This window comes from Clostridium sp., assembly GCF_040797585.1.
Lineage (GTDB): Bacteria > Bacillota > Clostridia > Clostridiales > Clostridiaceae > Clostridium_Z.
In genome coordinates this window covers 1-11435 of record NZ_JBFNEO010000082.1, presented here as the reverse complement: position 1 = coordinate 11435, position 11435 = coordinate 1, and the positions used below count along the sequence as shown (strand labels likewise).

At 30.6% G+C, this 11435-nt stretch carries 13 protein-coding genes; 8 read left to right on the top strand and 5 right to left on the bottom strand.

The genetic code is table 11. From position 1 onward, the window contains the following. Positions 1-152 precede the first annotated feature (152 nt). The 4 genes from AB2369_RS07115 to AB2369_RS07100 form a co-directional block, all read right to left on the bottom strand. Entirely contained in the window at positions 153-542 is a 390-nt protein-coding gene (locus tag AB2369_RS07115; protein ID WP_367665786.1) for a hypothetical protein, read from the bottom strand. 25 nt (positions 543-567) lie between these two features. Then, on the bottom strand, positions 568-1353 hold the full coding sequence (locus tag AB2369_RS07110) for an MBL fold metallo-hydrolase (protein ID WP_367665785.1): 786 nt from the start codon (positions 1351-1353) through the stop codon (positions 568-570). A 12-nt stretch (positions 1354-1365) separates the two neighbouring features. Then, the gene (locus AB2369_RS07105; RefSeq protein ID WP_367665784.1) at positions 1366-2622 is read right to left on the bottom strand and encodes a UDP-N-acetylglucosamine 1-carboxyvinyltransferase; all 1257 of its coding nucleotides are present in this window, start codon (positions 2620-2622) and stop codon (positions 1366-1368) included. 304 nt (positions 2623-2926) lie between these two features. After that, a complete protein-coding gene (locus AB2369_RS07100; protein WP_367665783.1) occupies positions 2927-3094 on the bottom strand; it encodes a DUF1540 domain-containing protein in 168 nt (55 codons plus the stop codon). A 173-nt stretch (positions 3095-3267) separates the two neighbouring features. Between AB2369_RS07100 and AB2369_RS07095 the strand changes: the two genes are divergently transcribed. The 6 genes from AB2369_RS07095 (at position 3268) to AB2369_RS07070 (ending at position 8133) form a co-directional block, all read left to right on the top strand. Further along, a complete protein-coding gene (locus AB2369_RS07095) occupies positions 3268-3813 on the top strand; it encodes a 2'-5' RNA ligase family protein (RefSeq protein ID WP_367665782.1) in 546 nt (181 codons plus the stop codon). A gap of 117 nt (positions 3814-3930) precedes the next feature. After that, positions 3931-4416: a dUTP diphosphatase gene (locus AB2369_RS07090; protein WP_367665781.1), complete on the top strand. Its 486-nt coding sequence runs from the start codon at positions 3931-3933 to the stop codon at positions 4414-4416. Positions 4417-4483: 67 nt separating this feature from the next. Then, a complete protein-coding gene (locus AB2369_RS07085; RefSeq protein WP_367665780.1) occupies positions 4484-4915 on the top strand; it encodes a DMT family transporter in 432 nt (143 codons plus the stop codon). Positions 4916-5038: 123 nt separating this feature from the next. Beyond that, complete coding sequence (locus AB2369_RS07080; protein WP_367665779.1) at positions 5039-5890, top strand: MBL fold metallo-hydrolase; 852 nt, start codon at positions 5039-5041, stop codon at positions 5888-5890. A 20-nt stretch (positions 5891-5910) separates the two neighbouring features. Beyond that, positions 5911-6807, top strand: coding sequence for a selenium metabolism-associated LysR family transcriptional regulator (locus tag AB2369_RS07075; protein WP_367665778.1), 897 nt, complete (start codon positions 5911-5913; stop codon positions 6805-6807). 105 nt (positions 6808-6912) lie between these two features. Next, a complete protein-coding gene (locus tag AB2369_RS07070) occupies positions 6913-8133 on the top strand; it encodes a S8 family serine peptidase (RefSeq protein WP_367665777.1) in 1221 nt (406 codons plus the stop codon). A gap of 67 nt (positions 8134-8200) precedes the next feature. Here the strand turns inward: AB2369_RS07070 and AB2369_RS07065 are convergent, their stop codons facing one another. Then, positions 8201-9421, bottom strand: a complete 1221-nt coding sequence (locus AB2369_RS07065; protein ID WP_367665776.1) for a peptidoglycan DD-metalloendopeptidase family protein — start codon at positions 9419-9421, stop codon at positions 8201-8203. Between the two features lie 181 nt (positions 9422-9602). On the opposite strand from AB2369_RS07065, the gene AB2369_RS07060 reads away from it, so the two are divergent. Then, on the top strand, positions 9603-10574 hold the full coding sequence (locus AB2369_RS07060) for a DnaD domain protein (protein WP_367665775.1): 972 nt from the start codon (positions 9603-9605) through the stop codon (positions 10572-10574). Further along, positions 10571-11435 (top strand): ATP-binding protein (locus tag AB2369_RS07055; RefSeq protein ID WP_367665774.1); only part of this gene is annotated, 865 nt, incomplete at its 3' end. The genes AB2369_RS07060 and AB2369_RS07055, both read left to right, overlap by 4 nt.

The window sequence follows — 11435 nt, the reverse complement described above, 5'->3', positions numbered from 1 at the left end:
TAAATCATAGTTAACTTGAAGTTTAGCTTAAGATATGATGTAGTACATCTATATATTAAGAATAAAAAATCTATCTTAACATTTATAATAGAGAGTTTTAATAGTTTTAAATCAAGTAATCTTTTAGAAAATAAACATTATAAGGAGTTAATTTAGCTTCCCACTAGAATAAACTTTTTAGTTATATTACCTACTAAAATCTTATCCTTAATTGAAGGGATAATAAGCCTAGTATTATATAAAAATATAGGATTAATTTTATCCTCAATAGCTGGTCCTTTAGTTAAGGTATTCATAGTATATTTACCTAAAGTTTCCCCCTTAGGTAATATAAACTCTTCCCTACCTATATCTATTTCTCCGTGTAATTTATGCTCATTAAATAATACATCTAATCCTGATGTATCCTTATTCTCTAAATTTAGTTTAATGTTTTTTAGTCTTTCCTTATTATTAGAACTTATTTTATCTTTTTTAGAACCTACTAATAAAGATATAAAGGTTACTATAAAGACTAATAATATTCTAAAGACACTCTTCATAAGTTTATTCTCTCCTCAAATAGAATTAAAATTCTATATAATTACTTGGTTTACCTCTGTGAGCCATGGAAAGCTCAACTTCTTTACCTATTAATACTCCATTATCTCTAAGAACAGAAAGTACTGTCTCGTAAGCTAAATCTGGATGGTTGTTTGTTTCACTTAAGTGACCTAACACAACCTTCTTATTGCCACTTTGTAATAGCTCTAATAAAGCATTTCCACAGGCATCATTAGATAAATGTCCTACATCACTTAATATTCTTCTTTTAAGATCGTAGGAATAAGGTCCAAACTTTAGCATTTCAACATCGTGATTGCTCTCAAGTAATAGAACTTGAGAGTCCTTTATGTTCTCTTTAACTTCACTAGTAAAACATCCAAGGTCTGTTGTTACACTAGCCCTCTTGTTTCCACAAATAATTGTATATCCTACAGGACAAGCAGCATCGTGAAGAATATCATAATTCACAATGTCCATATCCTTTATGCTTATACATCTATCTTTAATTACTTTTATGTTATCTTCTCTTATTTTTCCAACCTTTTTTTCCATGGCAATCCATGTTCCCTCATTTGCATATATAGGTATATCGTATTTTCTAGACATTATACCTGCTCCTTTAATGTGGTCTATATGCTCATGAGTTATAAATATAGCGTCAATCTCACTGGGATCCTGTTCTATCCCTTTTAACGCAGAATCTAAATGCTTACCTGCCATTCCTGCATCTATTAAAATTTTGGTATTATCTGTTGATAGAAATATGCTATTCCCACTGCTACCGCTATATAGAGAACAAAACTTCATAAAAATCCCCCATTACTCTTTTTCTCTATGTATATCTGCTCCTAAGCTCTTGAACTTATCTTCTATATGAGGGTATCCTCTGTCTATATGCTCAATACTATATATTTCTGTAACTCCATCTGCTATAAGTCCTGCTATTACCATTGCAGCACCTGCTCTTAAGTCTGTAGCTTTAACAACTGCTCCAGTAAGTCTATCAACTCCGTCTAATATAGCAGTTCTACCTTCAACTTTTATATTAGCCCCCATCTTTTTAAGCTCATCAACATGCTTTAATCTGCTTTCCCATATACTTTCATTAATTATACTTCTACCCTCTGCCACAGATAGTATAGTACTCATAGGTTGCTGTATATCTGTTGGGAATCCTGGATATGGAGCTGTTTTTATATTTACTCCTTTTAGGTTCTTATCAGATTTTATTGTAACTGAATCATCCCCTTCAATAACCTCTGCTCCCATTTCTGTAAGCTTTGCAGTTATTGACTCTAAGTGCTTTGGTATAACATTACTTACCTTAACTTCTCCACCACAAGCTGCAGCTGCTATCATAAATGTACCTGCCTCAATCTGATCAGGAATTACACTATAATTACATCCTTTAAGCTTTTCAACTCCAGTTATTCTTATTATATCTGTTCCAGCACCTTTAACATTTGCTCCCATGGCATTTAAAAAGTTTGCAACGTCTACTACATGAGGTTCTCTTGCAGCATTCTCAAGAACTGTAACTCCTTCTGCAAGGGTAGCAGCAATCATTACATTTATAGTTGCTCCTACTGTAACAACGTCGAAGAATATATTTGCTCCCTTAAGATGTTCTGCAGTAACAACTACTGCACCATGCTCTATCTTTACATCAGCTCCTAGAGCCTCGAACCCTTTAATATGCTGATCTATAGGTCTAACCCCTATTGGGCATCCTCCTGGTAATTCAACTCTTGCTTTTTTAAATCTAGCAAGTAAAGCTCCTATAAGATAATAAGAAGCTCTCATTCTTCTAACATCTTCTGTACAAGCATCTAGATTATTTAATGTTGTACTATCTATTGTTAAAGAGTTTCCATTTCTCTCTACAATACAACCTAGGCTTTCAACTATTCTTTCTAAACAATTTATATCTGCTATGTCAGGTATGTTATCAATTACGCACTTTCCTTCTCCTGCTATAATTGCAGCTGGTAGTATAGCTACGGCTGCATTCTTTGCTCCACTTATATCAATGCTCCCAAAAAGAGACTTTCCTCCATTTATAACTAACTTTTCCATGCACTTCACCCTTATACTCAATTTTATTTTTCTATATTATAAAAACACTTCTATGCGATTAATTCCACTAACTTAAATTCAATTTCATTTAAAATTCTAACATTAAAAATTATCTTTCTTCATAACCCCCATTATATCATAATATAAGGGTGGTTTTACAATGTTTTTTTTAATATAATTTGTAAATTTGTACAAAAACTTTGTTGTTATAGAATTATATTTCTGTATATTATATATAAATAACAAAAAAAGGAATTCAGTTATGTTATCATAAGTGAATTCCTTTGTTTATTACTTCTATTTCTTAGTGACTATGCTCTGGTTCAAAACTTCCACAATCTGTACATTTTACTGATTCAGCATGAGGCTCATGTTTTACTACCTCAATTTTATTTAATGTACAATAATCATCTTTTTTATAGTGGTACTTACATTCATGTACTATGCATCCTATGCTATCATTATGTTGCATTACTATCATCCTTCCTATGTTTATTGTTTATTGCTTACATGATTATTATTAGTTCAAATAGATGTTTTTATACCTGCCTGTTTTCTATATTTTTACCACATATATGAACATACTATAATGTATGATATAATAATTATAAATTTTCAAAATTTAGAACATGGGGGCGCCGAAATATGAAATACTATCTTGTAGCATTGATTGATGAAGAATCCTATAAAAGATTAGAACCTGTTCAAAGAAATCTTTGTAGGAAATATAGAATGAATAGAAATGTTCCAATGCTTCACATACCTCTTCAGGTTTTAGATAATCCTAATTTAGATAAGCTTGATTCTTTAATTATGGATATATTAAAGCCCTATAAGAGATTTAGAATTGAATTAAATGAGGAAATATTCTTTTATGAGCCTATAAGAACCTTTAACTTAAAAATAGAATCAAAGGGATATATAAAAAGGCTATCTAGATTATTTCATGATACTTTAAGAATTCATGGTTTCAACGTTAGAATGCCTATGGACTATGATGACATATTTATATCCTTAACAAACTCTAATAACTCATCTAAGGATGTTCTTAATAAAGATTCTGCAAATAATTTTTTAAATAGAAAAGCTGACCTTCTAAAAGTAGCCAAAGTAGAGAAAATAGAACTTTGGAAGGCTACCAATGGAAAAAGAGACATAATTGTTAGAAGTTATCCATTAAAAACTTTTTAGAATTTTATACAAAATAAAAATTTATATATAGTAATCGTTTTCCAAAACTTTTCAATTGTTATTATATGAGCTAAAATATATTTGGGTACAATAACGGTAGAAAGGCGGCCTTATTTTATGAATTTACAAAAGTTATTTCAGCTTCAAAAGGAGTTGAATGATAGGATTTTAGAAGAGCATAATCTAAATAATTCATCCCTTTTTCCAAAAAAAATCTTAGCTCTACAAGTTGAGCTTGGAGAATTAGCAAATGAGACTAGATGCTTTAAATACTGGAGCACTAAAGAACCTTCTAATAAGGAAGTGATTCTAGAAGAATTTGTTGATTGTCTTCATTTTATACTTACTATTGGACTAGATAAGGGCTTTTGTGACATTGATGTAGAAACAATAGCAGGTGAATACAGCCTAACTGACCAGTTCTTAAATCTGTACATAGATTTAAATGATTTAGTTATAACCTCATCAAAGGATCATTATGTAACTTTATTTGAGGATTTCTTAAGTCTTGGACATACTTTAGGATTTACTTCTAAGGAAATAGAAGAGGCTTATTTGTCAAAGAATAAAAAAAATCATAATCGTCAAGATAACGGATACTAACTCTAGTTTTAAACTAGAGTTTTTTTTTATAAATTGGGAAAACTACTTCTTGAGGTGATTTTATTTTATGTTAGGTTTAATTTTTTCAATAGTTGCAGGAATAGCTATGAGTCTTCAAGGAGTTTTCAACACAAGACTTGGGCAAAAAATAGGCTCATGGGAAACAAATCTTTTTGTTCAAGGAACCGCATTTTTACTTACTGTTATAATAGTACTATTTTGGGGAAAAGGAGACTTAAGAGCCTTAAAAGATGCCAATAAGCTCTATCTATTAGGAGGGGTTCTAGGTGTTGTAATTACAATAACAGTAATGGAAGGCATAAAACTTCTTGGCCCTTCCTATTCTATACTAACAATTTTAATTGCTCAACTTACAGCGGCTGCATTAATTGATGCCTTCGGACTTTTTGACTCTCACAAAATAATATTTGGCTGGACTAAGATTATCGGTCTTGCAATAATGGTGTTAGGTATTGTAATATTTAAGTGGAAAGGTTAATATGGGGTTTTAAATATAAAAATTAATTTATTCAAGAATTTCATTGAATATTTATAATATTTTAGAACAATGTACATATTAAATTTTAACATAAAACCCTATAATAAAAGTTAAGGGTATATTATGAGTAATTTTTCTGTAGATTTTTTAGGTAAAATAAAGAAGTTTGGCTTTAACTTAAAATTTTTATTTAAGCTTACAGGTAGAAACATAAAAAATTGGTTTACCCCTCATAGAGCACCTAAGAACGAGCCAATTAGGAAAAATTCAGTTCATTGGTTTGGTCATGCAACCACAGTAATAAACTTGTATGATAAAATCATAGTAACTGATCCAGTAATAGGTATATTAGGACACTTTAGAAGGGTTACTAAGCCATCTATGGACTTAAAAACATCATCAATAGACTACATATTATTATCTCATGGCCATATGGATCATATTGATTTTTTATCTTTAATTAGATTAGATAAGTCTGCTACGGTCATTGTTCCTAGAGGATATAAAACTCTTATTTCTATTTTAGGTTTTAAAAAGGTTATTACTCTAAAACCTAATGATGTTTTTAAAGAAGATGATATTGTAATTGAAACTCTACCTGCAAATCATGATGGTAGAAGATATTACCTGGGAAAAAACTATGATAGCAATGCTTACATTATTAAATCTAAGGATAAATCTGTATTTTTTGCAGGGGATACCGCTCATACAGATGCATTTAATGGGATTAAGTGTGACATATCTCTTATGCCTGTTGGTTGTTATAAGCCAGAAGGCTTTGATAAGATGCACTGTACACCAATCCAAAGCTTTAATATGTTTTCTAAAATGAATAGTAAGGTTATGATTCCTATCCATTATGATACATTTATACTTTCTTTAGAGGATAGAGAAGAAATTCTTGAGACTTTAAAGGATATAGGGGATAAACGAATTAAGCTCATAGAAATTGGGCAAACAGTTGACATCGTTTAATATCAAAGGGGGATTTGGAAATGGATTTTAAACAAATAGAGGCTTTTATAAGTGTAGCAAAATTAAAGAGCTTTTCTAAGGCTGCTAATCATATATATCTTTCTCAGCCAACAATAAGTTCTCATATCTCAAGCTTAGAAAAGGAGTTGAACATTCAACTCTTTGATAGAAATTCTAAAGAAGTTAACTTAACGCCTGCTGGAAAATGCTTTTTAGAATATGCAATTGATATTATAAACACAAGAAATAATGCAATAAACTGCTTATGTAATTTTGATAATAATATCTCAGGAACTTTAAACCTAGGTGCCAGTACAACACCTTGTAACACAATAGTTCCATCCTTAGTTAATAAGTTCTTTAGTGAATATCCGCAAATTAAATTTAATATACTAGAGCAAAGCTCTGGTGAAATTATTCAAGATATAATAGATTTAAATTGTGAGATTGGGATAGTTGGTAACATAGCCTCTAATGATAAAATAAAGAGCTATTGTCTTATGGAAGATGAACTTGTTGTTGTATCTAGCCCAAGCTTTGGATTAGCTAGTGAGATATCTCTAGAGGAGTTCTTAAAACAAAAGCTTATTATGAGGGAGAAAAATTCTGCTACAAGAAAGACCTTCGAGAACATAATGGAAGAAAAAGAGATAAATTTTAATAAGATCAATCTTTGCTGCGAAGTAAATAACTTAGATACTTTAATACAGTTTGTTAAAACTGGTATGGGAATTTCAATAGTATCTAAAGGTGTTTCTTCAGAATATGAAAAGCTTGGATTATTAAAGGTTAGTACTATAAAAGATTTATCAATGAAAAGATACATTTACTTAGTATTGAATTCTAAGAGAACATTAACACCTACTGCTAAGGCATTCTTTGACCTTTGTAAAAGAGAGTTTAATATAGAAGAATAGGCTCAGCATATGCTGAGCTTTTTTTATATATTAATATACTTTGAAATCAACATTTATAACTCCTGTCATATAATATATACTGTAATTACTATAAAGGAGTAATCTATGTTTTCCTTTAAATCTAAAATTCATCCTGAATTAAATTATTGTATCGAAAACAAGCTCTATTCTAAGTATAGAGTCATAATAAAGTGCAAAAAACTTCAAGAGGGTATAGAAGAAAAGCTATTAAAATATAAAAATGCTATAATTCATAGTTCTAATAAGACTCTAGGTATCATAGGCTGTACACTAACCCCTCATATATTAGAAAGACTTTGTGAATATCCTGAGGTGTCTTTTATATGTCTTGATGATCCATGTTTCTTATGTAGCAGAGAATCCTATAATGGTAGCAGTATAAAAAACTCCAATTATTTAAGATTAAGTAGTAAGTACGATTTAAATGGTAGAGGAGTATCCATAGGTATAGTTGACACTGGTGTATTTCCTCATAATGATTTAAGTAATCCTAATAAAATAACTCTATTTTTAGATCTTATAAATGAATATAAATATCCCTATGATGATAATGGGCACGGAACCTTCATGGCTGGAGTAATATGTGGTAATGGTAAAGCTTCTAAAGGTACTTATGAAGGGGTAGCAAAGGGAGCAAATATATGCTCTGTTAAAGCTTTTAATGGAAATGGTAGAGGCTTCTCATCAGATATACTATTTGCCATAGATTATTTAATACAAGAGAGCACTGAAAATAACATAAGGATTCTTTGCCTACCCTTTGAAATGTTAACCCATAATAGTTTTATATTATCTCTATTTAGTGAACTTCTAGATACTGCCCTAGAGAAAGACTTAATTCCAATCGTCCCAAGTGGAAGCAATATAGGTGAAGGTAGTATTATGGGTCTAGGGCTTTTAAAAAACTGCATAACAGTTTCTGGTTTAGATACATCAAAAGGCGGTTATAAGGATTATAACTCCTCCTCCTATGGACCTAGTAGTACTAAGGAGCAAAAACCAACATTATCTGCAGGCTGCAATGCCATTTGCTCTTTAAATACAATACCATCCTTTATTCCCGAGAGAAATGGCTCAAGACTTTACCCCCCTCACTTAGAAGCTTCTTATAGGACCTTTAGTGGAACATCAATAGCCTGTGCTTATATAGCTGGTCTATGTAGTATAATGATAGAACAAAAGCCCTCATTAAAATTTAAAGACTTTTTATCTCTATGTTCTATTGGCTGTAAAGATGTAGCCTTGTCTAAAAACATACAGGGCTATGGCGTATTAGACTTAAACTCTATACTAAGTGATTTATAAATATACTTTAATAAAGAAAAAACTAATGACAAAAATAATAAATTGCCATTAGCTTTTTCTTTTTAAACTATTGTTTATCTATATAATTTAGAGGATTCTTAGCTTCACCTTTTACTCTAAGTTCAAAGTGTAGATGAGGTCCTGTACTTCTTCCTGTACTTCCAACCTTAGCGATTATTTCTCCTTTAGAGACCTTTTCTCCAACTTTCTTATCTAATGAACTACAGTGAGCATATATAGTTTCCATACCCTCACCATGATCAATCTTTATAACCTTACCATATCCATCTTGCCATCCTGAAAATGTAACAGTTCCATCTAAGGCAGCATATATAGGGTCTCCTGTATTTCCTGCTATATCTACCCCCTTATGCTGTTTTCCCCACCTATATCCAAAGTTCGATGTTACATTAATACCTCTAGATGGTGGAGCAAGAAAAGCTACATCTTCATTGATAGGATTTTTACTTCCATTCTCTACAATCCTTTGCTCAGGTTCTTTTGTTATGCTCTCCTCTATAACTTTTTCTCCTATCTTTTCTTCATTTATAAGGGTAATTTCTTTCTTAACGACTTTTTCCCCTTCTTTTCCTTCTTGTATAACCTTACTTTCTCCAATATACATATTATCTGAAGCTTTAATAACACTAGGTATTCCTATCTTAGCCGTTTCTTCTTTTACCATATCTATTTGAAATTTTAAGCTCTTATACTTTGATTCCTCTAAAGTGTTTTCAGCCTTATTATAAGTATCTTGAAAACTTCCTAGATCTTTAATCTTTATGTTATTATTCTCATAAGTTATATTACTCTTAAGTGAGACGGACTTTAAGCTATCCTTTGAAATATTATTATTTTCAAGGTAGGACTCCTTAAGCTTTTCTATAAGCTCCTCCCCCTCACTCTCATTGATTACAGTAGCTAACTCAACATTATCACTTTTCATAGTTAAAACCTGTATATCATGATCTAATGAATCTTTTATATTCTTCTTCAAATCCTCAGTGGAATTAAAGTATTCTTCTTTAACAAATCTTACATTATATTCTAATACTTTATCTATACGGGCAAGGTTATATCTATCTCCTAAATCTTTTTCTATGTCCTTTAAGGCATCCTTCATATAAGTTTTATTTTTTACATATCCTACGCAACTATCATTGACATAAACACCATAAGCAAAAACATAATTTCCAAAGTAAAAAATTACAACCCATGGTATAAAAAATCCAAGAAGCATTATTGATATCTTTTTAAAACTTATATTCTTACTACTACTGGGCTCCAATTATTTCATCTTCCTTTCTTCACAAAAATTGCATTCCCTTTTAATTTAACCTATTAACTGAGAAATTATTCATTTTTCTTGTAATATATGTTTTTAATAGGAAGTCTTATCTATTGAGAGATTCATTTCCCTTTGCTATAATTGAGTGTATTGAAGGAACTCCACAAAGGAGGTTTTGTTAATGAGTACTTTTATGTTTAAAAATTCATCAGTAAACTATACTCCTGTAAGTAACATATTTATAGAGAAGTTTATGCCAAGAGCAAGAGGAGAATTTGTTAAGGTGTATCTTCTAATGCTGAAATATAGCTTAAGTGGGGAAATCGGAGTTAACTCAACGATCTTAGCTTCTACTTTAAGTCTATTAGAATCTGATATAATGAACGCTTTAAATCATTGGAATGAAGAAGGAATAATAAAATTAATTCCTGTAGATAAGTTTGGTAACTTCAATGTAGAATTTGTTGACCTTATAAATATAGAGAATCCACCGAACTCTGATGTAAATTTATTAGATGAGCTTAATAAGGATTCAATTCGTGGCACCATGAAAGAAATCGAAAGACTTCTAGGAAGACCACTTAACCCAAATGAAATGGAGAATTATCTAAGTTGGCAAAGTCAGTTTAACTTCTCTCCAGAGCTTATATTAATTTTAATTGAATACTGTGTATCTAAGGGTAAATCAGACTCTAGGTACTTTGAGAAGGTGGCTATTGCTTGGTTTGATGCTGGAGTAAGAACCATGGATCATGCTCAAACTTATATAAAACAGCATGAGGATAAATGGGTTAAATATAGAAACATTATGTCCTATTTAGGAATCAAAGATTCTGAAATAATGAAGCCTCAAGAAGAGCTTTTGGATAAATGGATCAGTAAGTGGAACTTCCCAGTAGAGGTAATCCAAAAGGCAAGTAAAATATGTTTTGAAAGACTTAATAGAGCTGACTTTAAATATATTGATGGAATTCTTAGCAGCTGGCATAAGGATGGTATAAAATCTTTAAATGATGTCATAACTAAAGATAATAAACCTTCCTTTAAAAAATCTACTCCAAAGATTACTAAAGGAAACTTCAACAACTTTGAACAAAGAAGCTATGACTTTGAATCTCTTGAAAGAAAATTATTAGGATGGGATAAAAAATGATTAGAGGATATCAAGAGCAAATACTAAAAATCTATGAGAAAATCCAAAAGGAAGAAGCTACTTCCCTTAATCAAAGAAAAAAAGAAATTGAAAAAAAATACCCTGAAATAATAAACTTAGAGCGAAAAATAGGTTCTTTATCTGTAGAGCTTGCTATGTTATCTTTTAAAGAGGTTAAAAATAGAGAAGAAGAGATAAAAAGAATAAAAAATCAAATAACAGATCTTAGGGTATCTAAAGCAGAGCTTCTAGTATCCAAGGGATATAGTAATGATTACTTAAACCTTAAGTATAGATGTCCTAAATGTAAGGATACTGGCTTTATAATAACAGAGAAATGCTCTTGCTTTAAGCATAAGCTTATATTACTTTATTATAAAGACTCTAAGCTTACAGATATATTAAGAGCTGAAAATTTTAATACTTTTGATATGTCTCTTTACCCTAATTATTCTGTAAGTAAAGATAAGCTTACTCCAAGAAGAAACATAGAGGCTATAAGAAATAAATCTATATATTATGTAGATAATTTTAGATTCCATAAGGAGAACTTACTGTTTTATGGTACACCTGGCACTGGTAAAACCTTTATGACTCATTGCATAGCTAAGGAATTATTAGATAAAGGATATCTTGTAGTTTATAGAACCTCTGAGGACTTAATAAGTGATTTAAAAACAATAAGATATAGGGATGATAAAACTTTAAAAGATCTTATATTTAATTGTGACCTACTTATAATAGATGATTTAGGCAGTGAAAACATCACTGATTTTTCTAAGACAGAGTTATTTAATCTCTTAAACAAAAGACTTTTAACTAAGAGCAGAATGCTTATTTCTACTAACCTCTCTCTTGAGC